We start from the raw sequence: 25,920 nt of genomic DNA on the forward strand, positions 1-25,920 counted from the left end.
GCCAGATATTCTGCCTGGTATGTTCAAATTTCCTGAATGAGAACGAGATGGCTAAAGAGAGAGCATTGACGCTTGAGGCGCTTCGCGTCATGGACGCGATTGACAGGCGCGGCAGTTTTGCCGCGGCGGCAGATGAACTGGGGCGCGTTCCGTCTGCGCTGAGCTACACCATGCAAAAGCTGGAAGAGGAGCTGGATGTTGTGCTCTTCGATCGCTCCGGTCATCGAACAAAATTCACCAACGTTGGGCGGATGCTGCTGGAGCGCGGCCGCGTATTGCTGGAAGCGGCGGATAAGCTGACGACCGATGCCGAAGCGCTGGCCCGCGGCTGGGAAACCCATCTGACGTTAGTGACCGAAGCGCTGGTGCCCACCGAAGCGCTGTTTCCGCTGGTGGACAGACTGGCCGCGAAAGCCAATACCCAGCTGTCGATCATCACCGAGGTGCTGGCCGGGGCGTGGGAGCGTCTTGAGACGGGCAGGGCGGATATCGTGATTGCGCCAGACATGCATTTCCGCTCATCGTCAGAAATCAATTCGCGCAAGCTCTACAGCGTGATGAACGTCTACGTCGCCGCGCCGGATCACCCTATCCATCAGGAGCCGGAGCCGCTCTCTGAGGTCACGCGCGTGAAATACCGCGGCGTGGCGGTCGCGGATACCGCCCGAGAGCGCCCGGTGTTAACGGTACAGTTGCTGGATAAACAGCCGCGACTGACGGTAACGTCGCTGGAAGATAAGCGACAGGCGCTCCTGGCGGGGCTGGGCGTGGCGACTATGCCTTACCCGTTTGTCGAAAAGGACATTGCAGAAGGGCGGTTGCGCGTCGTCAGCCCGGAATACACCAGCGAAGTGGATATCATTATGGCGTGGCGTCGCGACAGCATGGGCGAAGCCAAATCGTGGTGTTTGCGTGAAATTCCCAAGCTCTTTGCCCACCACAACAAATAAGCGTAGGCCCGGTAAGCGTAAGCGCCACCGGGCAGAATTTACGCGCTTGCCTTAGGATCCGGACCAAAGCGGTTTTCGCCCGGCGTTCCGCTCTGACAGTTGAAAATCAAAATCACGATCCAGCCGATAAGCGGGATCAACAGCAACAGCAGCCACCACGCCGAACGATCGGTGTCGTGGAGACGACGAAACAGTACGGCCCATGAAGGCAGCAGAACTAACACACCATAAATGGTGGTGAGAATGCCTTCACCCCCCTCGCGTTCCCAGCCGAGGATCTTGTCCACAATGCCCAGCACCATAATCAGGACGAAGTTCACCAGAACGAACATCCAGTACTCTTTACGGCGGGCACGGCCACCAAAACCAAAATAGTTGCGCAGTACCTTTAAATACCAGTCCATTTTTCCTTGCCTCTTAATCAGTCAATCACTTGTTTTCTAAGCGATCGAGGTAAGGATAGATGTATGCTGTGAATTAAAAAAGGGAATCAATTGATTCCCTAAATAATTATCCGAAACGCACGTCGCGCCCGTGCGGTTCATCCAGGTCCTGCCACGGGCCAATGGAGATAATGCCCGTTGGGTTGATGGTCTTATGACTGCGGAAATAATGGGTGCGAATATGGTCAAAATTGACCGTCTCCGCAATCCCCGGCATCTGATAGATGTCGCGCAGGAAACCGTGCAGGTTCAGATAATCGCTGATGCGATGCTTGTCGCACTTGAAGTGGGTGACATACACCGGATCGAAGCGGATCAGCGTCGTCCACAGGCGGATGTCTGCTTCGGTGAGGCGATCGCCCGTTAAATAACGATGCTGGCCGAGGATCTGCTCCAGGCGCTCCAGGGATCCAAACACGTTGCCGACCGCTTCGTCGTACGCTTCCTGACTGGTGGCAAAGCCCGCTTTATAGACGCCGTTGTTGACGTTGTCGTAGATCCAGCCGTTCAGCTCGTCAATTTTCTCGCGCAGCTCAACCGGGTAGTAATCCCCGGCGCGGGCGCCGTGCGCGTCAAACGCGGTATTGAACATGCGAATGATTTCAGCGGATTCATTGCTGACGATCGTCTGGTTTTTCTTGTCCCACAGCACCGGCACCGTTACGCGTCCGGTGTAGTGCGGATCGGCGCGCAGATAGAGCTGATACAGGAAATCGTGATGATAAAGCTCATCACCCGTCGCGGCAGGGAAGTCACTGTCGAACGTCCAGCCGTTTTCCAGCATCAGCGGGTTGACCACCGAAACCGGAATTAACGATTCGAGGCCTTTAAGCTTGCGCACAATCAGCGTGCGGTGCGCCCACGGACAGGCGAGAGAAACGTACAGATGATAACGATCTTTCTCCGCCGCGAAGCCGCCTTCGCCGCTCGGGCCGGGTGCGCCGTCGGCGGTCAGCCAGTTACGGAAGGCCGAAACAGAGCGCTTAAAGCGTCCACCGGTGGATTTGGTGTCATACCAGACATCCTGCCAGACGCCGTCTACGAGTTGTCCCATTTTTTTCTCCTCCGTCAGATAGCAAAAGCGAGGAGATGTCTCCTCGCTTTGAATGTAATCAGTATAGCGTGCTTACCACTTCTTATTCAGAAGACGGTCGATGCTGTAGGCGCCCGGGCCCGTGATAGCCAGCAGCAGGAAGCCACCCGCGATGGTCAGGTTTTTCATGAACATCAGGGAGTTCACGCCTTCCGCAAAGTTGCTGTGGAAGATGAACGCGGTCAGCAGGGTAAAGCCTGCGGTGAACAGCGCCGTGGTGCGTGTCAGGAAACCGAACAGCACTGCCAGGCCGCCGCCGAACTCAAGCAGAATGGTCAGTGGCAGCAGGAACCCCGGCACGCCCATCGCTTCCATATACTGCTGAGTGCCCGCATAGCCGGTAATTTTGCCCCAGCCTGCGGTGATGAACAGAATTGGCATCAGAATACGCGCTACCAGTACACCAACATCTTCTAATTTTTTCATTTTACTCTCCAGGAAACCACATCAGCGGCTAAACGTTATTTGCTTGCAAATTCGGGTAGATACCGCGTCTTTGCTGTCGATGGAGAGGAGTGTAAACGGGGCGGATGGCAATTGTTAGCAAGGAAAACTGTTAATCTTCTTCAAAGATATTGAGTAAGGGAGCGTGCGGGCTGGTGCCCTCACCCCATCCCTCTCCCACAGGGAGAGGGGGCAAAAACAAAAAACGGTAACCAGGGTTACCGTTTTGCTTTTTTCACCGCAACTGCTGCTGTCGCAGCGTGGTTTTCACCAGACGCCAGGCGCTCCAGGCGCCAAAGCCGCGACGTGCCCAGCGGATCAGCATGTTAGGATGCCGAACCGACCAGATCGCCATCACGCTGCTGCCGACCAGCGCCCATGAACGCAGGCTCAGGACCGTGTTCCAGCCGCGGTCAAACCGATGCGTGGCTTCAACCCAGTCGCGACGGCTGGCAGACAGATCCAGTCGCTGCTGCTGGATTTGGCTCAACAGATACGCTTTCCGCTTTTGACGTTCGGCTTTGTCGCTCACGACTTATCATCCTCCAGCAGGGCGCGGTCGTTGGCCAGCTCCTGGCGCGTATGACGCAGGAAGGTCGACGTGCGCGCTTTATGCAGGGTCCAGATACCGCCTATCAGCGCCGCCACCAGCAGAACCACGGTAGTCGCAATCATCGCGTTCAGACGATACTGTGGATCGATAGCCCAGATGATTAACACCATCAGGCTCATCAGACCAAACGCGGCAAAGAGCATCGTAAGCCCAAGCATGAGCAGCATCTGGAAGAGGTTGGCTTTCTCCTCTTCCAGCTCCACTACCGCAAGCCGGACGCGCGTTTCGGCAATCCCGACCAGCGTCGTAAGAATACGCTGGCCAATGCCGAGGACGTTTTTAGCAGGCCCTTGTGCGTGACGTGGATCTTCCATAATCAACGACGCGTCAGCAGGACACCCAGCACCACACCCACTGCGGCGCCAATACCCACACCCGTCCATGGATTATCACGTACATATTCGTCTGCGCGCGCAGCCGCTTCGCGGGTCTGTTTCGCCAGTGCATCACCGGTTTCACCCAGACGGTAACGGCTCTCTTTCAGTGCCTGCTCCGCTTTGCTGCGCAGTTTGCTGACTTCTTCTTTCGATTTATCGGCAGAAGAGTTCAGCACCTCTTCCAGGGTGTCCGCCAGGGATTTCAGTTCAGCGCGCAGATTTTCTGAAGTTGTATCTTTTGACATGATTCTCTCCTGTTGAGATTTCCGTTAACTCAATAATCGCGAGCTTCCAGCGCTTTCAGTTCGTCCTGCGCCTCTTGCAACTTCCTCTCGCGCTTGGCAATTTTTTCCGCATCACCTTTCTCTTTCGCTTCTTGCAGGTCTTGACGGCGCTCGGCTATCTCGTCCTTCTGTTCAGCGATTTTTTCCTGATGATCGGCACGCAGCTTGCTGTCCGTACAGTTGTCTTTCACTTCGCGCAACGCTTTTTTCAGTCCGTCGATCCGGTGCTGATTGTTATGCTTTTCGGCATAACTGATTTCGCGTTGGATATCCTGTTCTTTCTCCTGACAAAGAGACATAGCGAAGGAAGCTGTGCTTAAAGAAAAAAGGGCCAGAGCCAGGGTGATGCGGTATTTCATTATAGAAACCTTCCATTGTGTTACGGCGTAAGCCGTGTTCCAGAACTAAGCGGAGAACATCTGAGGGGTGCTCCGCGTACTTAAGCATAGTAAGTAAACGGGAGTTTCACCAAAGTAGGTGAAAATATTCGGAATATTAGTCGTTAACCAAATCGATGCGACGTGTCGCGTAACCGTGACATCCAGGAGGCGACGTGGCTGTCATCATCCTGTTGCGCAATGATGTAACCCTGCGGCAGCGTGCGGTCCAGCACGGCTTTCGCCGCGGCGCTTTGCGCACTGGAGTCAAATTTTATCAGCAGCACATCGTCTTGCGGCGTGATGCTCTTAAAGCGAATCCCGTTTGCGTCGAGATGATGCCAGATGGAAAAACCATCCGGCACGCTGGTTCCCTGGCTCACAGGACGGATAGCCAGCGTCGACTCCTGATGCTGTAGCGCAGACCACAGCAGGATAAGAGCGCTGAACATCATCAGCGCGACGATGGCGTAAGAGAAGCGGCGCAGCGCGAGCGGGGAGATAACCATCGTTAACCCCTGGCCCCGTATTTCTTCTTCCACAGTACGACCAGGGACCCGACCAGGCCAAACACCAGCAGAACGACGGGCAGCAGCATCAGGCAAGACATCAGTTGGTCTTCGTATTTCATAAAGACCGGCGTTTTACCCAGCGCGTAGCCGAGCGTGGTCAGGATCAGCACCCACAGCAAGCCGCTCATCCAGTTAAAGAACTGGAAGCGCGTGCTGCTCAGGCCGGACAGGCCCGCAATGGTGGGCAGTAGGGTGCGTACGAATGCGATAAAGCGGCCAATCAGCAAGGCGGAAAGCCCATGCTTATGGAAAAGGTGGTGCGCTCGCTGGTGGTAATGGGCCGGAAGGTGCGAAAGCCAGTTCTGAACGATTCGCGTGTTACCCAGCCATCGCCCCTGAATGTAACTCACCCAGCAGCCCAGGCTGGCGGCAATGGTTAAAAGCAGGACCGTTTGCGGGAAAGCCATCGCCCCTTTTGCACAAAGCACCCCGACCAGCACCAGCAGGCTGTCGCCCGGTAAAAAGGCAGCAGGCAGCAGACCGTTCTCAAGGAACAGGATCATAAATAATACAAAGTAGAGCATGCCAATCATGGACGGGTTGGCCAGCGTTTCGAAATCCTGAGCCCAGAGGGCGTTCAGTAGTTGGGTCAAAAGTTCCATTCAGTGTTCCTGGAAATCGGTTAACGTCACGCCTGTAATTCGGGAAATACAGCACGGCGACATTGTTATGATTTCATTATGGTCGCTCGCGGACACATTGATGTGTGGCCAACACTGTTCCCTGTTAATTGGCTGGTTAGCAAGCACTAACTTACAAAATAACGAAGTGAATCCAATTGTAACAAAGCCCGACGTTCTGCGTCACAGAATTTGAGGGGAAACACGATTTTGGCGTAAGCCACGGAGGGGAGCGAGAAATTTTACAAAGGCTGACACTATAGAGGTTTTCTTACCCTGTCTGGCCGGAAGGCGCGGCGGTGCGCCTGCCAGCAGTTCGGGGCGTTATTTTGCGAGATTGGTCGCGGTATCGAGGTGAACGACCGGATTATCGGCAAAAAGATAGCGGTCAGCGTTAAATTCAAAGTCATCACTTGTTTCATTAAACAGCATCTGTTTGGTGTTCTCCAGATGCTGCCACATTGCCAGTTTCGCCGCATGCGGATCTTTACGAATCAGGGCCTTAAGAATCTGGTCGTGATCGTCACACCAGTTATCTACCGTGCGGGAATCAATATGATCGTGCAATTTCTTCCAGTACGGGTTGTGAACGCGCTGAGTCCACATTTTTTCAACGATTGCCGCCAGCGCCGTGTTCTGAGTCGCAAGGGCGACCTGGACGTGGAATTGCAGGTCCCATTCAGAATCGCGGAAACATTTTTCTTTACGCGCGTGATCCTGGATTTCCATCAGCTTCATGATGTCCTGCTTGGTCACCTGCGTCGCAGCAAATTCCGCAATGTTGCTTTCAATCAGCTGGCGAGCCTGGAGAAGCTCAAACGGACCGTAGCTGGCAAACTCCAGACTTTCGTCCGGGGTGGGGGAGTGTTTCGCCTGGCTGGAAATCACATGAATGCCGGAACCTTTGCGTACCTCAACATACCCTTCCACTTCCAGCATGATGATGGCTTCGCGGACCACCGTGCGGCTGACGCTTTTTTCATCCGCAATGAAACGCTCAGCGGGAAGTTTATCACCGACAAGATAGACCCCTTGCTCGATGCGATCTTTCAGCTCGGCGGCAAGTTGTTGATATAAACGACGTGATTCGGTGATTTCCATATGCGCTCCAGGCAGGGTACGGCGAATGATTTGTTATACCACTTTTGCGTGCCAGTCTCCAGATTTCGCCATCAAAAAAGCCGCCCGGAGGCGGCTTTTGCGTCGTTCTTGCCGGGTGGCGCTACGCTTACCCGACCTACTATTTTATTGGATTTTGTAGGCCGGGTAAGGCGGAGCCGCCACCCGGCACAACAACGCTAACTCTGCGTCGCCGGTCCCCCGAGGGACTCTTTCGCAAGTTCATCTGCGGATTTGCTTTTCAGCACCGTCCAGATAACCACCGCACCCAACAGGTCGAAGACAGCCAGTACCGCGAACAGTGGGCTGAAACCAATCGTATCCGCCAGCGCGCCGACCACCAGCGCAAACAGGGTACTTGCGGTCCAGGCGGCCATCCCGGTCAGGCCGTTGGCGGTGGCGACTTCGTTACGACCAAACACGTCGGACGAGAGCGTAATCAGCGCACCGGACAGAGACTGGTGAGCAAAGCCCCCGATACACAGCAGGGCGATAGCCACGTAAGGGCTGGTGAACAGGCCGATCATACCCGGGCCGATCATCAGCAGGGCGCCCATGGTGACCACCATCTTACGGGACACAATCAGGTTCACGCCAAACCAGCGCTGGAACAGCGGTGGCAGGTAGCCGCCGACGATACAGCCCAGGTCTGCAAACAGCATTGGCATCCAGGCGAACATCGCGATCTCTTTCAGGTTAAAGCCGTAAACTTTAAACATGAACAGTGGGATCCAGGCGTTAAACGTACCCCAGGCCGGTTCTGCCAGGAAGCGTGGCAGGGCGATACCCCAGAACTGACGGGTGCCCAGGATCTGCCAGACGGACATCTTTTTGCCGTTGTCGGTCTGATGCTGGGATTCCTGACCATTAATAATGTAGTCACGTTCTTCGTCAGACAGCTTTTTCTGGTCGCGCGGGTGTTTATAGAAAATCAGCCACGCCATGGCCCAGGCAAAGCTCAGCACACCGGAGATGATGAACGCCATCTGCCAGCTGTGCATCACAATCGCCCACACCACCAGTGGCGGAGCAATCATCGCCCCGATGGAGGAGCCCACGTTGAAGTAACCGACAGCGATAGAACGCTCTTTTGCCGGGAACCATTCAGAGCTGGCTTTCAGACCCGCGGGGATCATCGCCGCTTCGGCAGCACCTACCGCACCACGCGCCAGCGCCAGTCCGCCCCAGCTGCCGGCCAGCGCGGTCGCCCCACAGAAGACGGCCCAGGCTACAGCGAAGAAGGCATAACCAATTTTTGTACCCAGAATATCAAGAACATAACCTGCAACAGGCTGCATTACGGTGTAAGCGGCAGAGTAAGCCGCAATGATGTAAGAGTATTGCTGCGTGGAGATATGTAACTCTTCCATCAACGTTGGCGCCGCTGCTGCCACGGTGTTACGTGTCAGGTAGCCCAGCACGGTGCCGAGCGTCACCAGTGCGATCATGTACCAACGTAACCCTTTAATTTTACGCATGTAAAACCTCATCGTTATGTTATTTCCGTGTCGGGACACGGCAACAACTCAACCGTTGCCGGGAGCTGTTCTGTAACGGGAGGGGCGTAACCGGGAACCTGTCCCGGAACGGCCCGAACCTTGCCATTAGTAATCGTGCTAAGTCGGCTTCCGTACCGTTAAATCCGATGTATCAAACACCGGTAATGCATCCGTCGGCTTATAGTTTGCGACGGCGAAAAGATAACTTGTCATACAACTTTAAAAGGTGAGTGACATCACAAAAGTGTGAATCTTTGTAGGGACATTATGCGGCACGCGCAAAGCCAGAACTGGCGCGGCCTGAGAGAGGGTTTACCCCTTTGAGGGTAATTTATTTGTCGACGTTTATTGATCTAACTCACGAAAAAAACGTCGGACTCTGGAAATTGGTGTGATAACTTTGCAGCATCTGAACATAAGCTTTCTGACGCTCCCGTAATGAGGAAGACGATAATGACACCGTTTATGACCGACGATTTTCTGTTAGATACCGAATTTGCTCGCCGCCTGTACCACGACTACGCAAAAGACCAGCCGATTTTCGACTACCACTGCCATTTACCGCCGCAGCAGGTTGCCGAAAATTACCGTTTCAAAAACCTGTATGATATCTGGCTGAAGGGTGACCACTATAAGTGGCGCGCAATGCGCACCAACGGCGTGGCCGAGCGCCTGTGTACCGGCGACGCGACCGATCGCGAGAAGTTTGACGCCTGGGCCGCTACTGTTCCCCACACCATCGGTAACCCGTTATACCACTGGACTCACCTTGAACTGCGTCGTCCGTTTGGTATCACCGGCAAGCTGCTCTCTCCCGCCACGGCGGATGAAATCTGGGATCAGTGCAACGACCTGCTGGCGCAGGATAGCTTCTCGGCGCGCGGCATCATGAAGCAGATGAACGTGAAGATGGTGGGCACCACCGACGATCCGGTCGACACTCTGGAGCACCACGCGGTTGTCGCGAAGGACAGCACGTTTGACATCAAAGTGCTGCCAAGCTGGCGCCCGGATAAAGCCTTCAACATCGAGCTGCCGACCTTTAACGACTACATGGCGAAGCTGGCGGAAGTGTCTGACACCGATATCCGTCGCTTTGGCGATCTGCAAACCGCGCTGACCAAACGTCTGGATCACTTTGCCGCACACGGCTGTAAAGTGTCTGACCACGCGCTGGACGTAGTGCTGTTCGCGGAATCCAGCGAAGCTGAGCTGGACAGCATTCTGGCGCGTCGTCTCTCCGGCGAAGCCCTGAGTGAGCACGAAGTGGCGCAGTTTAAAACGGCGGTACTGGTATTCCTCGGTGCGGAATATGCCCGCCGCGGCTGGGTTCAGCAGTATCACATCGGCGCGCTGCGTAATAACAACCAGCGTCAGTTCAAACTGCTGGGCGCGGACGTGGGCTTTGACTCCATCAACGACCGTCCGATGGCGGAAGAGCTGTCAAAACTGCTGAGCAAACAGAACGAGCAAAACCTGCTGCCAAAAACCATCCTTTACTGCCTGAACCCACGCGATAACGAAGTGCTGGGCACCATGATCGGCAACTTCCAGGGCGAAGGGATGCCGGGCAAGATGCAGTTCGGTTCCGGCTGGTGGTTTAACGATCAGAAAGACGGCATGGAGCGTCAGATGACGCAGCTGGCGCAGCTCGGCCTGTTGAGCCGCTTCGTTGGCATGCTGACCGACAGCCGCAGTTTCCTCTCCTATACCCGCCATGAATATTTCCGCCGCATTCTGTGCCAGATGATTGGCCGCTGGGTGCACGCGGGCGAAGCGCCAGCGGATATCCAGCTGCTGGGCGAAATGGTGAGAAACATCTGCTTTAACAATGCGCGTGACTACTTCGCCATTGAACTGAACTAAGGCCGTTTGAGGTTGATATGCAATACATCAAAATCCATTCGCTGGATAACGTTGCCGTCGCGCTGGCCGATTTAGCCGAAGGGACGGAAGTGACCTTCGACAACCAGTCGGTGACGTTACGCCAGGCCATTGGACGTGGACATAAGTTTGCCCTGATCCCCATCGCGAAAGGGGAGAACGTGGTGAAGTACGGTTTGCCCATCGGTCATGCGCTGGCGGATATTGCGCCGGGTGAATACATTCATTCCCACAATACCCGCACCAATCTCAGCGATCTGGACGAGTACAGCTATCAACCTGACTTCCAGGCAGAAGAAGGACAGGCGGCCGATCGTGAGGTGCAGATCTACCGCCGCGCCAGCGGCGAGGTGGGGATCCGCAATGAACTGTGGATCCTCCCGACCGTCGGCTGCGTGAACGGGATCGCGCGTCAAATTCAGACGCGTTTCCTGAAAGAGACTAACAATGCTGAAGGCACCGACGGCGTGCATCTGTTCAGCCACACCTACGGTTGTTCCCAGCTGGGCGACGACCACATCAATACCCGCACCATGCTGCAAAATATGGTGCGCCACCCGAACGCGGGGGCGGTGCTGGTGATTGGCCTCGGCTGTGAAAACAATCAGGTTGACGCCTTCCGCGATACGCTGGGCGAGTTCGATCCTGAGCGCGTGCACTTTATGGTGTGTCAGCACCAGGACGACGAAGTGGAAGCGGGCGTCGAACAACTGCACCAGCTGTACGAGGTGATGCGTCACGACAAGCGCGAGCCGGGCAAGCTGAGCGAACTGAAGTTTGGCCTGGAGTGCGGCGGGTCTGACGGGCTTTCCGGCATTACCGCTAACCCGATGCTGGGCCGCTTCTCGGATTATGTGATTGCCAACGGCGGCACCACGGTGCTGACCGAAGTGCCGGAGATGTTCGGCGCAGAGCGCATTCTGATGAGCCACTGTCGCGACGAAGAGACGTTTGAGAAGACCGTCACCATGGTGAACGACTTCAAACAGTACTTCATTGCCCACAATCAGCCGATTTACGAGAACCCGTCGCCGGGGAACAAGGCGGGCGGAATCACCACGCTGGAGGAGAAATCCCTCGGCTGCACCCAGAAAGCGGGGGCCAGCCAGGTGGTGGACGTTCTGCGCTACGGCGAACGCCTGAAAACCCACGGCCTGAACCTGCTGAGCGCGCCCGGTAACGATGCGGTCGCCACCAGCGCGCTGGCGGGGGCGGGCTGCCATATGGTGCTGTTCAGTACCGGCCGCGGTACGCCGTACGGCGGGTTTGTGCCGACGGTTAAAATTGCCACCAACAGCGAGCTGGCGGCAAAGAAAACGCACTGGATCGATTTCGACGCAGGGCAGCTGATCCACGGCAAAGCGATGCCGCAGCTGCTGAGCGAGTTCGTGGACGCTATCGCAGAGTTCGCCAGCGGCAGGCAGACCTGTAACGAGAAGAACGACTTCCGCGAGCTGGCGATTTTTAAGAGTGGTGTGACGCTGTAAGCTGGGTGCGGGCTGGTGCCCTCACCCCAACCCTCCCCACAGGGATAGGGTGCAAACACTAAAAACGGCAACACATGTTGCCGTTTTGCATTTACCTTGTAGGCCCGGTAAGGCGTAGCCGCCACCGGGCTTTTCTTTTTAACTGCGCAGGGCGTTCTTCGCTAAACGCGCATCTTCCGCCTGACAGGCTGCGGCGGTAAACAGCACGTCGGTAGAGGAGTTCAGCGCAGTCTCGCAGGAATCCTGCAATACGCCGATAATGAAGCCGACCGCGACAACCTGCATGGCAATCTCGTTCGGGATACCGAACATGTTACAGGCCAGCGGGATCAGCAGCAGCGATCCGCCCGCCACGCCGGATGCGCCACAGGCACACAGTGATGCAACGACGCTCAGCAGCAGCGCGGTTGGCAGATCCACCGGAATACCCAGCGTATGCACCGCCGCCAGCGTCAGCACGGTGATGGTGATCGCCGCACCCGCCATGTTCACGGTCGCACCCAGCGGGATCGACACGGAATAGGTATCGCGATCCAGGTTCAGCTTCTCCGCCAGCGCCATGTTGACCGGAATGTTCGCCGCCGAGCTGCGGGTAAAGAAGGCATACACGCCGCTCTCGCGCAGGCAAGTCAGCACCAGCGGATACGGGTTGCGGCGGATCTGCCAGAACACCAGCAGCGGGTTGATCACCAGCGCCACCAGCAGCATACAGCCGACCAGGACGACCAGCAGCTGCGCGTAGCCCCACAGTGCGTCGAAACCGGTAGTGGCCAGCGTCGAAGAAACCAGACCAAAGATACCGACTGGTGCAAAGCGAATCACCAGCTTCACCATGAAAGTCACGGCATTGGACAAATCGTTGACCAGGTTTTTCGTGGTCTCGTTGCCATGACGCAGCGCGAAGCCCAGACCAATCGCCCAGACCAGGATGCCAATGTAGTTTCCGCTCATCAGTGCGGTGATGGGGTTAGAGACCATGCTCATCAGCAGGCCGCGAAGGACTTCCACAATCCCGGACGGCGGGGTGATATCACCGGCCGCGCTGGTCAGGTGCAGCGTAGACGGGAACAGGAAGCTAAACACAACGGCCATTAAGGCAGCAGAGAAGGTTCCCAGCAGATACAGGAACAGAATAGGGCGAATGTTGGTTTTTTGTCCGTGCTGGTGGTTGGCAATCGACGCCATCACCAGCATCAGCACCAGTACCGGGGCGACGGCCTTCAGGGCGCCCACAAACAGCGTCCCGAGCAGTCCCGTGGCCTCCGCGGCAGGTTTCGACACCATGGCCAGCAGAATACCCAGTACCAACCCGACCAGAATTTGTTTTACAAGACTGCCCTGCGCCAGGCGCGCGAACAGACCGCGTGATTGTGTGCTCATACGTTATTCCTGAGTGAAATTGCGTTCCATCCTGGATGTGCTCTAAGTCACATTTATTTCCGGATGTAAGTAAATGTTTGCCTGGTCGAGTATAGGGAATACGTGAAAGGAGGGAAGCGTAAAATGCTGGATTTTACGTGTTGCGTCATGTTTTTTAACTATTGGTTAACGAAAGCGCCGGGTAGCGCTACGCTTACCCGGCCTGCATTGCATTTCCCCCTCTCCCTGTGGGAGAGGGTTGGGGTGAGGGCATCAGCCCGCACCGAACGTTGCACTAAACCTGCTGCTTCTTATCGTGCTGGCGGTTAACCCAGGTATTGATAATCAGCGTCACCAGCAGAATGCCAAACACCACGCCGAGCGAAATGGCGATCGGGATATGGTAGAAATCGACGATCAGCATCTTGATACCGATAAACACCAGAATCACCGACAGGCCGTACTTCAGCATTGAGAAGCGCTCTGCCGCGCCCGCCAGCAGGAAGTACATCGCACGCAGGCCGAGGATGGCGAACAGGTTCGAGGTCAGAACGATGAACGGGTCGGTGGTAACTGCGAAGATAGCCGGGATACTGTCCACCGCGAAAATCACGTCGCTCAGCTCGACCAGAATCAGCACCAGCAGCAGCGGGGTGGCGAATAGCAGGCCGTTCTTACGCACGAAGAAATGCTCGCTCTCGATCTTGTCCGTCATGCGCAGATGACCCCGGAACCACTTCACCAGCGGCTTATCACCGATACCGGTATCGTCTTCTTTCGCCAGCGCCATTTTGACCCCGGTGAACAGCAGGAACGCACCAAATACATACAACAGCCATTCGAACTGGGTAATCAGCCAGCTGCCGGCGAAGATCATGATGGTACGCAGGACAATAGCGCCCAGAACGCCGTACACCAGCACGCGGCGTTGCAGAGCCGCAGGCACGGCGAAGTAACTGAACAGCATCAGCCAGACGAAGACGTTATCAACCGCCAGTGCTTTTTCAATCAGATAGCCGGTGAGGAAGGCGAGTGCCTGAGGATCGGCCACCGCGCGGCCTTCGGTTGAGGCCAGATACCACCAGAAGGCGGCGCAGAAAAGAAGTGAGAGGGTAACCCATACCAGCGACCAGACGGCGGCTTGCTTGACGCTCATGCCGTGTTCGCCGCGACGACCCTGCAAAAAGAGGTCGATCGCCAGCATGATGAGCACGACAACCGCGAATCCGCCCCACAGCATTGGAGTGCCGACAGAATGCATACTATTTTCCTTACACATAAAAAACAAAAACGGCTATGGTCAGAAGACGATAGCCGTTAGCTTTTTATGCATAGACCTCGCCTTCCGGCAAGGTCTCACTTACAACCTCGAAGGTTGCCCGGCGACCGGATGCGGTTTTGCACGCATCGTAATGACGATCCACCGGCGAAGAAGTTACTCCCCTTTGCAGGTAACAAATTATGTCAGACCATCGGTTTCGTCAATGGTCTGCACGATTTCATTACACAGCTTTACGCGACGGCTTCCACATTCACGCCGTCTGCGGGGAAAATCACGCCAGTCTGTCGGCGGATCTCCGTTTGCAGCTTCGCCGTGGTGCGGCTGATTGCCAGCCCCGGGTGGTTCACTTCGTTGTCTTCTACCAGACGGGCGAAGACCTCTGCCTCATAGAGCATAGTGTTAATATGCTGAGGTTGCGTCAGCTCCTGCGCTTTGCCGCCGCGGGGAACGATGCTTAGCTTCTGGCATTCGGAGATTTTTTCGATCACCAGCGAGCCGTCTTCGCCCTGAATTTCGCTTGGCAGTACGGAGTCACTGACCTTCGAGTGCTGCAACGTCACGCTGAAATCACCGTAGTCCAGCACCACAACGCCATGTGCATCCACGCCGCTCTCCAGCAGGCTGGCGGTGGCCGTTACGCCGTGCGGTTCACCCCACAGGGCGACCGCAGAGGCCAGGCAGTAAAAACCGATATCCATAATCGAGCCATTCGAGAAGGCCGGGTTAAAGGTGTTCGGGTTTTCGCCGTCCAGGTAGCGCTGGTAGCGCGAGGAATACTGGCAGTAGTTGATAAAGGCTTTACGCACTTTGCCAATTTTCGGCAGGGACTGCTGCAACAGCAGGAAGTTCGGCAGGCTGGCGGTTTTGAACGCTTCAAACAGCACCACCTGGTTTTCCCGGGCAAGCGCAATGGCGGCTTCCACTTCCTCAATATTCGAGGCCAGCGGCTTCTCGCAAATCACGTGTTTTTTGTGGCTGAGGAACAGCTTCGTTTGCGGGAAATGCAGAGAATTCGGGCTGGCAATATAGACCGCGTCAATGGCGTCGCTTTGCGCCATCTCATCGAGCGAGGTGAACAGATGTTCAACCAGGTAGTCATTCGCAAAACTCTGCGCCTGCTCAAGGCTGCGGGAATAGACTGCGGTGAGCTTATATTTGCCGGTTTCGTGGGCGGCGTCGACGAACTGGCGCGTGATCCAGTTCGTACCGATGACTGCGAAACGTATCATAAACGTTTACGTACTCCGTAGCAGGGAACTTAAAACCACTGTAGCACGTCATCATGACATTTCGCGTGCGCTACTGCGCATTACTCTTTAACGATAAATGCGTCAGCCACAAACGGGTATCAAACTCCAGCTGGTGGTACTGTGGCTCCATGTGGCAGCACAGGGAATAGAAGGCTTTGTCGTGCTCTTTCTCTTTCAGGTGCGCCAGCTCGTGCACCACGATCATCCGCAGAAAGGCTTCCGGCGCATTGCGAAAGACGGTCGCGACGCGGATCTCCGCTTTAGCCTTCAGCTTGCCGCCCTGCACGCGGGAGATGGCGGTATGCAGGCCGAGCGCGTTTTTCAGCACATGGATCTTATTGTCGTACATCACCTTGTTGATCGGCGGGGCGCTCTTAAGATACTGGTTTTTCAGATCCTGCGTATACTGCCAGAGGGCTTTGTCAGTCGCGAAATCATGCGTGCCCGGGTAGCGTTTTTCCAGCACCGCACCGAGCTTTCCCGCGGCAATCAGGTCACGAACCTGGGAAAGTAAATGCTCCGGATAGCCCTGGAGATAAGTCAGCTGGTTCATCAAAACCCCAAAATAGTGTGAAAACGGGTATACTCACGCACCCTTTTCAGGGATACGCCAAATTTTACCATTCAGGAGGGCCGATGAGCCACTTAGACAACGGTTTCCGTTCACTCAACCTTAAACGTTTCCCGGAAACGGACGACGTGAACCCGCTTCAGGCGTGGGAAGCGGCGGATGAATATCTGCTGCAACAGTTGGATGAGACTGAAATCAGCGGCCCGGTTCTGATCCTGAATGACGCGTTTGGCGCGCTGGCCTGCGCGCTGGCGGAACATGCGCCTTACAGTATCGGCGATTCTTACTTAAGCGAACTGGCGACGCGTGAAAACCTGCGCCATAACGACATCGAAGAGTCCAGCGTGAAGTTCCTCGACAGCACCGCGGACTACCCGCAGGCGCCGGGCGTGGTGCTGATTAAGGTGCCAAAAACCATGGCGCTGCTGGAGCAGCAACTGCGCGCGCTGCGTAAAGTCGTCACGCCAGAAACCCGCATTATCGCGGGTGCCAAAGCGCGTGATATTCACACCTCGACGCTGGAGCTGTTCGAGAAGGTCCTCGGCCCGACCACCACGACGCTTGCCTGGAAAAAAGCACGCCTGATCAACTGCACCTTCAGCGCACCGGCGCTGGCCGACGCGCCAGAAACGCTGAGCTGGAAACTGGAAGGTACCGACTGGACCATCCACAACCACGCGAACGTCTTTTCCCGTACCGGTCTGGATATCGGGGCGCGTTTCTTTATGGAACATCTGCCGGAAAATCTTGAGGGTGAGATTGTCGACCTGGGCTGCGGCAATGGCGTGATTGGCCTGACGCTGCTGGCGAAGAACCCGGAGGCCAGCGTGGTGTTCAGCGACGAATCGCCAATGGCGGTGGCCTCCAGCCGTCTGAACGTGGAAACTAACCTGCCTGAAGCGCTGGATCGCTGCGAGTTTATGATCAATAACGCGCTGTCGGGCGTAGAGCCTTTCCGCTTCAACGCGGTATTCTGTAACCCGCCGTTCCACCAGAAGCACGCCCTGACGGATAACGTCGCGTGGGAGATGTTCCACCACGCGCGCCGCTGCCTGAAAATCAACGGCGAGCTGTACATCGTGGCGAACCGCCACCTGGACTACTTCCACAAGCTGAAGAAGATTTTCGGCAACTGCGTCACCATTGCCACCAATAACAAATTCGTGGTGCTGAAATCGGTGAAGCTGGGGCGTCGTCGCTAAATAACCAGTGCAAGCTGGGTGCCCTGCGCAATCGCCCGCCGCGCATCCAGCTCCATCGCCACGTCGCACCCGCCGATCAAATGCACCGTTTTACCCGCTTCGCGCAGCGGATCGGCCAGATCGCGCTTTGGCTCCTGTCCGGCGCACAAAATCACATGATCCACGCGCAGCAGCTGCGGTTCACTACCGATCAGCACATGCAGCCCGTCGTCGTCGATCTTCTGGTAGCTCACCGCCGGGATCATCTTCACCCCGCGCGAGAGCAGGGTGGCGCGGTGGATCCAGCCAGTGGTTTTGCCCAGCCCTTCACCCGGCTTGCTGGCCTTACGCTGGAGCATCACGATCTGACGCGGGCTTTTCGGCAGCTGCGGCCCTTCCGGGCGTAAACCGCCGGACTGACTGAGACTGGTATCAATGCCCCATTCCACGCAGAACTCAGCGATGTTCTGGCTGGTGGCTTCGCCCGGCTGGCTTAAATACATCGCGGTATCAAAACCGATCCCGCCGCAGCCGATAATCGCCACCTTCTCGCCAACCGGCGCTTTGTCGCGCAGCACGTCCAGATAGCTCAATACCTTCGGATGATCGATACCCTCGATCGCAGGGGTGCGCGGGGCGATCCCACTCGCGAGGATCACCTCGTCGAAACCGATCAGATCCGCCGCGCTGACAAACTGATTAAGCCGCAGCTCGACGCCCGTCAGCTCGATCATCCGGCGGTAGTAGCGCAGCGTTTCGTAGAACTCCTCTTTGCCGGGGATCTGTTTGGCGATATTAAACTGCCCGCCAATCTCTCCCTGCGCATCAAACAGCGTCACGCCGTGCCCGCGCGAGGCGGCATTGACCGCAAACGCCAGGCCCGCCGGGCCAGCGCCCACCACGGCCAGGCGTTTTTTATTGACCGTCGTAACCACCGGCATTTTGGTTTCATGGCAGGCGCGGGGGTTAACGAGGCAGGAGGTGACTTTGCCGACGAAGATCTGGTCCAGACACGCCTGGTTACAGCCGATGCAGGTGTTGATCTCATCCGCACGACCGCTTTGCGCTTTGGAGAGCAGTTCGGCATCCGCGAGGAACGGACGCGCCATCGAGACCATATCGGCGTCGCCGCGGGAGATCACATCGTCCGCCACCTGCGGGTCGTTAATGCGGTTCGTTGTTACCAGCGGAACGGAGACTTTGCCTTTCAGCTTGCGCGTTACCCAGCTGAACGCCGCACGCGGCACCGGCGTGGCGATGGTGGGGATGCGCGCTTCGTGCCAGCCAATCCCGGTGTTGATAATGGTGGCACCGGCGGCTTCAATTGCCTGCGCCAGCTGCACGGTTTCGTCGAAGGTGCCGCCGCCTTCCACCAGGTCGAGCATCGACAGGCGGAAGATGATAATAAAATCCGCACCCGCACGTTCACGCACCGCGCGCACCACCTCCACGGCAAAACGCATGCGGCGGGCATAGTCGCCACCCCATTCGTCGTCGCGCTGGTTGGTGCGTGCGGCGAGAAATTCGTTAATCAGATAGCCTTCAGAGCCCATCACCTCCACGCCGTCGTAGCCTGCTTCCCTTGCCAGCGCGGCGCAGCGGGCAAAATCGTCGATCAGCGCCAGGATCTCGTCGTGGCTAAGGGCGTGAGGAGTAAAGCGGTTAATCGGCGCCTGAATAGCCGAGGGGGCAACCAGGTTCGGTTGATAGCTGTAGCGCCCGGTATGCAGAATTTGCAGGGCGATTTTGCCGCCCTCGCGGTGGACCGCGTCGGTCACAATGCGGTGGTGCGACAGTTGTGACGCATCATTCAACACCGCGCCGCCCTCCATCGTCACCCCGGAAGGGGCAGGGGCTACGCCGCCGGTGACAATCAGCGCCACTCCGTGGCGCGCGCGTTCGGCATAGAAGGCTGCCAGACGTTCAGCCCCGTCCGGACGCTCCTCCAGCCCGGTGTGCATTGAGCCCATTAGCACGCGGTTTTTGAGGGTGGTGAACCCCAGATCGAGAGGGGCGAATAACGACGGGTAGCGGCTCATAGTCTCTTCCAGTGTAAAATTATTGTTATGTGGTCGGATGAGTTACTAATTTAGCCAGCGGGGAGTAAAAGGGAAAAGGGGAATGCGGTGAATGTGATGGGATTCAAATATTGGTGTGGCCTGATGCCCTCTCCCTAAGGGAGAGGGGACTTAATCTCCCTCTCCCTTAGGGAGAGGGCCGGGGTGAGGGGGATGCCCGCACCAGCCCCGGCGCCTGCCACATCGACGTGGTCAGCCCGCTGTCCACCAGCCCGAGCTGGTCGGCGTACACCGCCTGCCATTTCTGCATCATGCCGTCGTACAGTTCCCGGTGCTGCGGGTTTGGCGTGAACTCGTGGCTCCACTTCACCAGCCGCTCGCCCGTCGAAGCCATATCCGCAAACAGCCCCGCGCCAGCTCCTGCGGCAAGGGCACAGCCGAGCGCCGTTGCCTCTTTAACTTCCGGCACGCGCACCGGCAGGCCGGTAACGTCGCTTAAAATCTGACTCCACAGGGCGCCTTTGGCCCCGCCGCCCGCAAACACCAGACTCTCAAACGTCACGCCGGAGAAGCGCGAAATCTGCGCCAGGTTGCAGGCCGAGACGATCGCCGCGTTCTCTTCCAGGGCGCGGAACAGCGTCGCTTTGTTGCACTTTTCCGGGTCGATGGAGAGGTTAATAAACGACGGCGCGGCGTGATACCACTGCTTAAAATGCATCGCGTCGGAGAAGATTGGCATTACGCCGTGGGAGCCCGCCGGGACGCGGCTCGCCATCTCTTCCAGCAGGGAATAGGTGTCCATCCCCATCCGCTCGGCAATCAGCTTTTCCTCGGCGCAAAAGGCGTCGCGGAACCAGCGCATGGTTAGCCCGGTAAAGAAGCTGATCGACTCCGCCTGTGCCATGCCGGGGATGACGTGCGGGTTTACGCGGATGTTCATCTCAGGATCGGTGCGCACCTGCGGCAGGTTAACCACCTGCTGCCAGAAGGTGCCGCCCAGCACCGCCGTTTGTCCGGCGCGGACCACGCCCAGCCCCAGACAGCCCAGCTGCACGTCGCCGCCGCCCATCACCACCGGCGTGCCTTCACGCAGGCCGCACTGCTGCGCGGCCTGTCTGGTTATCGCGCCCAGCACGGTGCCGGTCTCTTTCACCGGGGAAAGGATATCGGCGCGCAGCCCGGCCATGTCGAGCAGCGCCGGACGCCAGTCGCGGGAGAAGAGATCCAGCATACCGGTGGTGCCCGCATTGGACGGGTCGACCGCCAGCTCGCCGGAGAGCTTCGCCGCCAGCCAGTCGCTGATCATGGTGATAGTCGCAGCCTTGCGGTAAATATCCGGACGGTGGTGCGCCAGCCACAGCAGGCGCGGCATGGCGCTCAGCGCCAGCGTCTGGCCGGAGACCTCATACACTTCGGATTCAAACCGGTAGTCGTGGATCTCTTTGAGTTCAGCCACCTCGCGGCTGGCGCGGGCGTCGACGTTGGCGCAGGCCCAGATAGCCTCGCCGTTGCGGTCGTACAGCACAATCCCTTCGCGCATCGAGCAGCAGGCGACGGACTGAATATCCGCCGCGCTAAGCCGTGCGCGCTCCAGCGCCTGCTGAATACACCGGCAGGCCAGCCGCCAGTTGGTGTCGAGATCGAACTCCATCGACCCCGGCACGTTCTCCACGCTCAGGTGCTTCCACTCGGCCTGGCCAACGGCAATCTGGTTGCCCTGTAAATCGAAAATCACGGCGCGAACGCTGCCTGTCCCTGCATCTAACGCTAAAAGGTAACTCATGAGCTTGCCTCGCTGTTAGCGCAGGGCTGCTCTTATCCGGCCAGAGCCAGCACCGCGCGGGCTGTCGTCTCTTCCGTCACCAGGCCATTAATACGGCGACCTTTCAGTGCGGCATAAATCGCATCGGCTTTCTCTTCCCCTCCGGCCACGCCGACAATGGTGGGCAGCTGCGCCAGTTCATCGAGCGTGACGCCCAGTAATTCTTTGTGGATCTCCAGCTCCTCGACGCATTCCCCTTCGGCATTGAGGAAATAGCCGAGAATGTCGCCGACCGCGCCTTTGCGGGCGTACATCAGCTGTTCACCTTCGCTGATATAGCCGGAGCGCAGGATCGTTGCGTCGCGGCGCTGGTTTACCGAGCCAATCCCGACCACCGCCACGTCAGCCGCGGTGGCGGCGAGGATCACGTCCCGCACGCTGGTTTCGCGCTTTAAGATCCCGGCGACTTCAGCGGATGACACGCGAAGCGGGGCGGGGATCATGCTGACGCTACAGGCCGCATCCAGCTGGCCGATACCGGTCATATACGGCCCGACGCCGCCGGAAAGCGTCACCAGGCGGATCTGTTGCGAGCTGATAAAGCCGCTTAAGTGTTGCAGACTGCTCATGGTGGTTTCACCGAAGCCTACCGCTAACAGCTGGCCGGGCTCCAGCACGCCCATCAGCGACTGCGCCGCGCCAATGCCCAGCCGCACGTTCATCGGCGGGGTATTCAGGGCAGGCATCACGCGCACCAGCTTCAGGCCAAAGCGCTGCTGTAGCTCGGTTTCCAGCGCCAGGCAGCCCTCGTAGCGGGAGTTGATCTGCACGCGGATCACCCCGGACTGACGGCCTTTCTCCAGCAGGCGGGAGATTTTTAATCGCGGCAGCCCGAGCCGTTCGCCGATGTCGTTCTGGGTCAGCCCGTCGTGGTAGTAGCACCAGGCCACGCGCGCCACCAGCTCCTCTTCCGCCAGTGCCAGCCCGGCAAACCGTCCTTCTTCCGCAGTGCGTTTATCGCTCATAATTGAACTCTTATAAAAATTTAGATCATATGTTCGTGATGGCGCGACGTGAAAATGTGAGCCACGCGACAAAATAGATCATTTCGATCGATTCCGGTTTATCTAAATCTCAATCGATAAAATTGTGATCCCTGCACGGTTGTAAATATAGTTCACCGTCTACGCTTTTGAACATTATTAAATCTAAAAATCATTTGTTCAATAGCGGAGCGATGATGACACCACTTCTCGACGCGCGTGATATCAGCAAGCAGTTTTCAGGCGTACCGGTCTTAAAAGGCATTGATTTCACGCTGCTTGCGGGGCAGGTGCATGCGCTGATGGGCGGTAACGGCGCGGGAAAATCGACGCTGATGAAGATCATCGCCGGGGTAGAAACCCCGGATAGCGGTGAACTTTCGGTGGCGGGTGAGTCTTTTACACGGCTTACCCCGGCTCAGGCGCACAGGTTAGGCATTTATCTGGTGCCGCAGGAGCCGCTGCTGTTTCCCAACCTGACGGTGCGGGAAAACATCCTGTTCCGCCTGCCGCGCGAGCGCGGCCTGGAAAAGCGGCTGGCGGAGAAACTTGAGCAGCTGCAGTGCCGGCTGAACCTCGACGCCGCCGCCAGCACCCTCGAGGTGGCGGATCAGCAGATGGTAGAGATCCTGCGCGGATTAATGCGCAACGCCAGGATCCTGATCCTCGACGAGCCCACGGCCTCCCTCACGCCGGGCGAAACCGAACGGCTGTTTCGTCAGATCCGCGCCCTGCAGGCGCTCGGCGTCGGGATCGTGTTTATCTCGCATAAGCTGCCGGAAATTCGCATGCTGTCGAGCCACGTCTCGGTGATGCGCGACGGCGCGGTGGTGCTCAGCGGTGAAACCGCGCAGTTCGACGATAACGCCCTGATCGCCGCCATGACGCCGGTAAGCCGCGAGAAATCCCTCAGCGATACGCAAAAGCTGTGGCTGGCGCTGCCGGGCAACCGTCGCACCCAGCCGCAGGACTTTCCGGTGCTGCGGGTGGAGGATCTTACCGGGGAAGGGTTTATCGATCTCAGCCTTGAGATTTACGCCGGGGAGATCGTCGGCCTGGCCGGGTTGGTAGGCTCCGGGCGCACCGAGTTTGCCGAAACGCTCTATGGCCTGCGGCCTGTGCGCGGGGGGCGCGTCTGGCTGGAGAACCAGGAGATCACCACCGATCCGGTCAGTTCACGCCTGCAAAAAGGGCTGGTCTATCTGCCGGAAGACAGGCAGGTGTCCGGCCTGTTCCTCGACGCGCCGATCCGCTGGAACACCGTGGCGCTGAACGAGCCGTCGCTCTGGCAGCAGCGGAAAAGAGAGTCCGCGGTGGTGGAGCGCTATCACCGGGCGCTGGGGATCAAGCTCAACCATGCGGATCAAACCGTGCGCACGCTCTCCGGCGGCAACCAGCAGAAGGTGCTGCTGGCACGCTGTCTGGAAGCCAACCCGTTATTGCTGATCGTCGATGAACCGACGCGCGGCGTGGACGTCTCGGCGCGCGCCGATATTTATCAGCTGCTGAAAAGCGTGGCGGCGCAGAACGTGGCGGTGCTGATGATCTCAAGCGATCTCGATGAGTTTCCCGGCCTCGCGGATCGGGTGCTGGTAATGCATCAGGGCGTGCTCAGCGGCGAGCTGCCGCGCCACGCCGTCAGCCTCGACCGGATGATGGCGCTGGCGTTTGGAGGGCAATCATGAAGATCTTACTGAAAAACCGCGAGCTGAGCGCGTTTCTCGCCATTCTGACGCTGTTCGCCGTGCTGGTGGCGCTGAACCCGTCCTACCTGAGCTTACAGACGCTGGGGATGATCTTCGCCAGCTCGCAGATCCTGATCCTGCTGGCTATCGGCGCGGCGCTGGTGATGCTGACCCGCAATATTGACGTCTCCGTCGGCTCCACGGTCGGGTTGTCCGCCATTGCCGTCGGCGTGGCGCTTAACAGCGGCTACAGCCTGCCCGTTTCCATTCTCTTCGCGCTGTCGATCGGCGCGCTGGCCGGGGCGTTCAACGGTTTTCTGGTGGTGGGCCTGCGCATTCCGGCGATTGTCGCCACCCTCGGCACGCTGGGGCTTTATCGCGGGGCGATGCTGCTCTGGACCGGCGGGAAGTGGATAGAAGGGCTGCCGCCGGGGCTGAAATCCCTCTCTGAGCCTGCCGCCGTCGGCATTTCGCCGCTCGGCATGCTGGTGTTGATTATCGCGGCCACCGGCGCGTGGACGCTGTCGCGCACCGCCTTTGGGCGGGATTTTTACGCCGTGGGGGATAACCTCACCGCCGCGCGCCAGCTGGGCGTGGCGGTGAACCGCACCCGCATGATCGCCTTTACCCTGAACGGCCTGCTGGCGGCCTGCGCCGGGATTGTGTTTGCCGCGCAGATAGGCTTTGTGCCCAACCAGACCGGCAGCGGGCTGGAGATGAAAGCCATCGCTGCCTGCGTGCTGGGGGGCATCTCGCTGCTGGGCGGCACCGGCACGCTGGTCGGTGCGTTCCTCGGCGCGTTCTTCCTCACCCAAATCGATACCGTGCTGGTGCTGTTCAGGCTCCCGGCGTGGTGGAACGACTTTATCGCCGGGCTGGTGCTGCTGGGCGTGCTGGTGCTCGACGGGCGTCTGCGTCAGGCACTGGCGCGGCATCAGCGGGCGCTGAAATACAGCCGTTTCCAGCCCGGTAACAAAGGGGGAAAGCACGTTACCCCGTTTCCCAAACGCAAAAAAGAGGTGGCGTAAATGAGGCTTAACTGGGAAAGCGCGCTGCTGATTTTACTGGTGCTGGAGATCCTGCTCTTCGGCGCCATCAACCCGCGCATGCTTGATATCAACATGCTGCTGTTCAGCACCAGCGACTTTATCTGCATTGGCATCGTGGCGCTGCCGCTTACGCTTGTAATTATCAGCGGCGGGATCGACATCTCCCTCGGCTCAACCATCGGCCTGTGCGCCATCGCGCTGGGGGTGATGATGCAGGCGGGGTGGCCCATGACGATCGCCGTTCCGCTGACGCTGCTGCTTGGCCTGCTGTGTGGGCTGGTGAATGCGGCGCTGATCCACTACACCGGCATTAGCCCTTTAGTCATTACCCTCGGCACGCTCTACCTCTACGGCGGCGGCGCGCTGCTGCTCTCCGGCATGGCGGGGGCGACGGGCTACGAGGGCATCGGCGGCTTCCCGGACAGCTTTACCGCCTTCGCTAACCTCACGGTGCTGGGGCTGCCGATCCCATTGGTCTTGTTCGCGGTAATCACCGTCTTCTTTTGGCTTATTACCCACCGTGGGCGCTTTGGTCGGCACCTGTTTTTGATTGGGCAGAACCCGCGCGCGGCGCGCTATGCGGCGCTGTCGGTGAACGGCATGCCCTACGCGCTGTACGGCCTGGTGGGCGTGGCCTCGGCGATTGCCGCGCTGGTGATGGTCTCCTATTTCGGCTCCGCACGTTCGGATCTGGGGCGCGATCTATTAATGCCTGCGCTCACCGCCGCCGTGCTCGGCGGAGCCAATATCTACGGCGGGTCAGGTTCTGTTGTCGGTACGGCGCTGGCGGCGCTGCTGGTGGGGTACCTGCAACAGGGTTTACAGATGGTCGGCATCCCCAACCAGGTGTCGAGCGCGCTGTCGGGGGCGCTGCTGGTTGTGGTGGTGATGGGGCGTTCGCTGAGTCTGCACCGCGAATGGGTGCGATCTCTCTTCAGAAAACTATCCGGAGCGTAAG

At 58.0% G+C, this 25,920-nt stretch carries 25 protein-coding genes; 7 read left to right on the forward strand and 18 right to left on the reverse strand.

Features of this window, described 5'->3' with window-relative positions:
• Positions 1-47: 47 nt before the first annotated feature.
• Entirely contained in the window at positions 48-950 is a 903-nt protein-coding gene (gene yhaJ / locus AM329_RS21380) for a DNA-binding transcriptional regulator YhaJ (RefSeq protein WP_003862655.1), read from the forward strand.
• A gap of 38 nt (positions 951-988) precedes the next feature.
• On the opposite strand, the gene AM329_RS21385 is transcribed toward yhaJ, so the two are convergent.
• From AM329_RS21385 to AM329_RS21435, 11 genes are all read right to left on the reverse strand, one after another.
• Complete coding sequence (locus tag AM329_RS21385) at positions 989-1,354, reverse strand: DUF805 domain-containing protein (protein ID WP_000384149.1); 366 nt, start codon at positions 1,352-1,354, stop codon at positions 989-991.
• A 106-nt stretch (positions 1,355-1,460) separates the two neighbouring features.
• Entirely contained in the window at positions 1,461-2,447 is a 987-nt protein-coding gene (locus AM329_RS21390) for a glutathione S-transferase family protein (protein ID WP_003862653.1), read from the reverse strand.
• 72 nt (positions 2,448-2,519) lie between these two features.
• On the reverse strand, positions 2,520-2,912 hold the full coding sequence (locus AM329_RS21395) for a DoxX family protein (protein WP_003862651.1): 393 nt from the start codon (positions 2,910-2,912) through the stop codon (positions 2,520-2,522).
• Between the two features lie 253 nt (positions 2,913-3,165).
• Positions 3,166-3,462, reverse strand: coding sequence for a YqjK-like family protein (locus AM329_RS21400; RefSeq protein ID WP_003862649.1), 297 nt, complete (start codon positions 3,460-3,462; stop codon positions 3,166-3,168).
• The gene (locus AM329_RS21405) at positions 3,459-3,857 is read right to left on the reverse strand and encodes a phage holin family protein (RefSeq protein ID WP_003862647.1); all 399 of its coding nucleotides are present in this window, start codon (positions 3,855-3,857) and stop codon (positions 3,459-3,461) included. The genes AM329_RS21400 and AM329_RS21405 overlap by 4 nt, the downstream gene beginning before the upstream one ends.
• A gap of 2 nt (positions 3,858-3,859) precedes the next feature.
• Positions 3,860-4,165: a YqjD family protein gene (locus AM329_RS21410; protein ID WP_003862645.1), complete on the reverse strand. Its 306-nt coding sequence runs from the start codon at positions 4,163-4,165 to the stop codon at positions 3,860-3,862.
• Positions 4,166-4,194: 29 nt separating this feature from the next.
• Positions 4,195-4,563: a DUF1090 domain-containing protein gene (locus AM329_RS21415; RefSeq protein ID WP_003862642.1), complete on the reverse strand. Its 369-nt coding sequence runs from the start codon at positions 4,561-4,563 to the stop codon at positions 4,195-4,197.
• A gap of 143 nt (positions 4,564-4,706) precedes the next feature.
• The gene (mzrA, locus tag AM329_RS21420) at positions 4,707-5,090 is read right to left on the reverse strand and encodes an EnvZ/OmpR regulon moderator MzrA (protein WP_003862640.1); all 384 of its coding nucleotides are present in this window, start codon (positions 5,088-5,090) and stop codon (positions 4,707-4,709) included.
• Between the two features lie 2 nt (positions 5,091-5,092).
• Positions 5,093-5,755 carry a DedA family general envelope maintenance protein YqjA gene (gene yqjA / locus AM329_RS21425; protein ID WP_003862638.1) on the reverse strand — a complete coding sequence of 221 codons (663 nt, stop codon included), beginning with the start codon at positions 5,753-5,755 and terminating at the stop codon, positions 5,093-5,095.
• Between the two features lie 342 nt (positions 5,756-6,097).
• On the reverse strand, positions 6,098-6,874 hold the full coding sequence (gene exuR / locus AM329_RS21430) for a transcriptional regulator ExuR (protein WP_003862635.1): 777 nt from the start codon (positions 6,872-6,874) through the stop codon (positions 6,098-6,100).
• A gap of 197 nt (positions 6,875-7,071) precedes the next feature.
• Positions 7,072-8,370, reverse strand: coding sequence for an MFS transporter (locus tag AM329_RS21435; RefSeq protein WP_003862634.1), 1,299 nt, complete (start codon positions 8,368-8,370; stop codon positions 7,072-7,074).
• 474 nt (positions 8,371-8,844) lie between these two features.
• On the opposite strand from AM329_RS21435, the gene uxaC reads away from it, so the two are divergent.
• Together uxaC and AM329_RS21445 are read left to right on the forward strand one after the other, a co-directional pair.
• Positions 8,845-10,257 carry a glucuronate isomerase gene (uxaC, locus tag AM329_RS21440; protein ID WP_003862632.1) on the forward strand — a complete coding sequence of 471 codons (1,413 nt, stop codon included), beginning with the start codon at positions 8,845-8,847 and terminating at the stop codon, positions 10,255-10,257.
• 17 nt (positions 10,258-10,274) lie between these two features.
• Positions 10,275-11,762 carry a UxaA family hydrolase gene (locus tag AM329_RS21445; RefSeq protein WP_032607960.1) on the forward strand — a complete coding sequence of 496 codons (1,488 nt, stop codon included), beginning with the start codon at positions 10,275-10,277 and terminating at the stop codon, positions 11,760-11,762.
• Between the two features lie 138 nt (positions 11,763-11,900).
• On the opposite strand, the gene sstT is transcribed toward AM329_RS21445, so the two are convergent.
• The 4 genes from sstT to AM329_RS21465 all read right to left on the reverse strand — a co-directional run bounded on the left by sstT (position 11,901) and on the right by AM329_RS21465 (position 16,206).
• Entirely contained in the window at positions 11,901-13,142 is a 1,242-nt protein-coding gene (gene sstT / locus AM329_RS21450) for a serine/threonine transporter SstT (RefSeq protein ID WP_032607958.1), read from the reverse strand.
• Positions 13,143-13,416: 274 nt separating this feature from the next.
• Positions 13,417-14,382, reverse strand: a complete 966-nt coding sequence (locus tag AM329_RS21455; RefSeq protein ID WP_003862625.1) for a TerC family protein — start codon at positions 14,380-14,382, stop codon at positions 13,417-13,419.
• Between the two features lie 251 nt (positions 14,383-14,633).
• Entirely contained in the window at positions 14,634-15,632 is a 999-nt protein-coding gene (locus tag AM329_RS21460) for a Gfo/Idh/MocA family protein (protein ID WP_003862623.1), read from the reverse strand.
• 70 nt (positions 15,633-15,702) lie between these two features.
• Entirely contained in the window at positions 15,703-16,206 is a 504-nt protein-coding gene (locus tag AM329_RS21465) for a YgjP-like metallopeptidase domain-containing protein (protein ID WP_003862622.1), read from the reverse strand.
• Positions 16,207-16,289: 83 nt separating this feature from the next.
• Here AM329_RS21465 and rlmG point away from each other — a divergent pair, with 83 nt between their 5' ends.
• Positions 16,290-17,426 (forward strand): 23S rRNA (guanine(1835)-N(2))-methyltransferase RlmG, encoded by a 1,137-nt coding sequence (gene rlmG / locus AM329_RS21470; RefSeq protein WP_003862620.1) that lies wholly within the window; start codon positions 16,290-16,292, stop codon positions 17,424-17,426.
• Here rlmG and AM329_RS21475 read toward each other — a convergent pair.
• From AM329_RS21475 to lsrR, 3 genes are all read right to left on the reverse strand, one after another.
• Positions 17,423-19,444, reverse strand: coding sequence for an NADPH-dependent 2,4-dienoyl-CoA reductase (locus AM329_RS21475; protein ID WP_023323771.1), 2,022 nt, complete (start codon positions 19,442-19,444; stop codon positions 17,423-17,425). The genes rlmG and AM329_RS21475 overlap by 4 nt on opposite strands.
• A gap of 166 nt (positions 19,445-19,610) precedes the next feature.
• Positions 19,611-21,206 carry an autoinducer-2 kinase gene (gene lsrK, locus AM329_RS21480; RefSeq protein ID WP_032607957.1) on the reverse strand — a complete coding sequence of 532 codons (1,596 nt, stop codon included), beginning with the start codon at positions 21,204-21,206 and terminating at the stop codon, positions 19,611-19,613.
• Positions 21,207-21,238: 32 nt separating this feature from the next.
• Positions 21,239-22,210 carry a transcriptional regulator LsrR gene (gene lsrR / locus AM329_RS21485; protein ID WP_023295481.1) on the reverse strand — a complete coding sequence of 324 codons (972 nt, stop codon included), beginning with the start codon at positions 22,208-22,210 and terminating at the stop codon, positions 21,239-21,241.
• 215 nt (positions 22,211-22,425) lie between these two features.
• On the opposite strand from lsrR, the gene lsrA reads away from it, so the two are divergent.
• Genes lsrA through lsrD form a run of 3 tightly spaced genes read left to right on the forward strand, consistent with a single transcriptional unit; the run spans position 22,426 to position 25,919 of the window.
• Positions 22,426-23,913 (forward strand): autoinducer 2 ABC transporter ATP-binding protein LsrA, encoded by a 1,488-nt coding sequence (gene lsrA / locus AM329_RS21490; RefSeq protein WP_032607955.1) that lies wholly within the window; start codon positions 22,426-22,428, stop codon positions 23,911-23,913.
• The gene (gene lsrC, locus AM329_RS21495; protein WP_032607952.1) at positions 23,910-24,941 is read left to right on the forward strand and encodes an autoinducer 2 ABC transporter permease LsrC; all 1,032 of its coding nucleotides are present in this window, start codon (positions 23,910-23,912) and stop codon (positions 24,939-24,941) included. Before lsrA ends, lsrC begins: the two co-directional genes overlap by 4 nt.
• On the forward strand, positions 24,942-25,919 hold the full coding sequence (lsrD, locus tag AM329_RS21500) for an autoinducer 2 ABC transporter permease LsrD (RefSeq protein ID WP_032607950.1): 978 nt from the start codon (positions 24,942-24,944) through the stop codon (positions 25,917-25,919).
• Position 25,920 lies beyond the last annotated feature (1 nt).

Origin of the sequence: Enterobacter cloacae complex sp. AR_0002 (genome assembly GCF_001922365.1) — a bacterium.
In the GTDB taxonomy this organism is placed as follows: domain Bacteria; phylum Pseudomonadota; class Gammaproteobacteria; order Enterobacterales; family Enterobacteriaceae; genus Enterobacter; species Enterobacter hormaechei_C.

Excerpts from the sequence above, each read along its gene's own strand:
- yhaJ (WP_003862655.1), top strand. The coding sequence starts at position 48 with ATGGCTAAAGAGAGAGCATTGACGCTTGAGGCGCTTCGCGTCATGGAC.
- AM329_RS21385 (WP_000384149.1), bottom strand. The coding sequence starts at position 1,354 with ATGGACTGGTATTTAAAGGTACTGCGCAACTATTTTGGTTTTGGTGGC.
- AM329_RS21390 (WP_003862653.1), bottom strand. The coding sequence starts at position 2,447 with ATGGGACAACTCGTAGACGGCGTCTGGCAGGATGTCTGGTATGACACC.
- AM329_RS21395 (WP_003862651.1), bottom strand. The coding sequence starts at position 2,912 with ATGAAAAAATTAGAAGATGTTGGTGTACTGGTAGCGCGTATTCTGATG.
- AM329_RS21405 (WP_003862647.1), bottom strand. The coding sequence starts at position 3,857 with ATGGAAGATCCACGTCACGCACAAGGGCCTGCTAAAAACGTCCTCGGC.
- AM329_RS21410 (WP_003862645.1), bottom strand. The coding sequence starts at position 4,165 with ATGTCAAAAGATACAACTTCAGAAAATCTGCGCGCTGAACTGAAATCC.
- AM329_RS21415 (WP_003862642.1), bottom strand. The coding sequence starts at position 4,563 with ATGAAATACCGCATCACCCTGGCTCTGGCCCTTTTTTCTTTAAGCACA.
- mzrA (WP_003862640.1), bottom strand. The coding sequence starts at position 5,090 with ATGGTTATCTCCCCGCTCGCGCTGCGCCGCTTCTCTTACGCCATCGTC.
- yqjA (WP_003862638.1), bottom strand. The coding sequence starts at position 5,755 with ATGGAACTTTTGACCCAACTACTGAACGCCCTCTGGGCTCAGGATTTC.
- exuR (WP_003862635.1), bottom strand. The coding sequence starts at position 6,874 with ATGGAAATCACCGAATCACGTCGTTTATATCAACAACTTGCCGCCGAG.
- AM329_RS21435 (WP_003862634.1), bottom strand. The coding sequence starts at position 8,370 with ATGCGTAAAATTAAAGGGTTACGTTGGTACATGATCGCACTGGTGACG.
- uxaC (WP_003862632.1), top strand. The coding sequence starts at position 8,845 with ATGACACCGTTTATGACCGACGATTTTCTGTTAGATACCGAATTTGCT.
- AM329_RS21445 (WP_032607960.1), top strand. The coding sequence starts at position 10,275 with ATGCAATACATCAAAATCCATTCGCTGGATAACGTTGCCGTCGCGCTG.
- sstT (WP_032607958.1), bottom strand. The coding sequence starts at position 13,142 with ATGAGCACACAATCACGCGGTCTGTTCGCGCGCCTGGCGCAGGGCAGT.
- AM329_RS21455 (WP_003862625.1), bottom strand. The coding sequence starts at position 14,382 with ATGCATTCTGTCGGCACTCCAATGCTGTGGGGCGGATTCGCGGTTGTC.
- AM329_RS21460 (WP_003862623.1), bottom strand. The coding sequence starts at position 15,632 with ATGATACGTTTCGCAGTCATCGGTACGAACTGGATCACGCGCCAGTTC.
- AM329_RS21465 (WP_003862622.1), bottom strand. The coding sequence starts at position 16,206 with ATGAACCAGCTGACTTATCTCCAGGGCTATCCGGAGCATTTACTTTCC.
- rlmG (WP_003862620.1), top strand. The coding sequence starts at position 16,290 with ATGAGCCACTTAGACAACGGTTTCCGTTCACTCAACCTTAAACGTTTC.
- AM329_RS21475 (WP_023323771.1), bottom strand. The coding sequence starts at position 19,444 with ATGAGCCGCTACCCGTCGTTATTCGCCCCTCTCGATCTGGGGTTCACC.
- lsrK (WP_032607957.1), bottom strand. The coding sequence starts at position 21,206 with ATGAGTTACCTTTTAGCGTTAGATGCAGGGACAGGCAGCGTTCGCGCC.
- lsrR (WP_023295481.1), bottom strand. The coding sequence starts at position 22,210 with ATGAGCGATAAACGCACTGCGGAAGAAGGACGGTTTGCCGGGCTGGCA.
- lsrA (WP_032607955.1), top strand. The coding sequence starts at position 22,426 with ATGACACCACTTCTCGACGCGCGTGATATCAGCAAGCAGTTTTCAGGC.
- lsrC (WP_032607952.1), top strand. The coding sequence starts at position 23,910 with ATGAAGATCTTACTGAAAAACCGCGAGCTGAGCGCGTTTCTCGCCATT.
- lsrD (WP_032607950.1), top strand. The coding sequence starts at position 24,942 with ATGAGGCTTAACTGGGAAAGCGCGCTGCTGATTTTACTGGTGCTGGAG.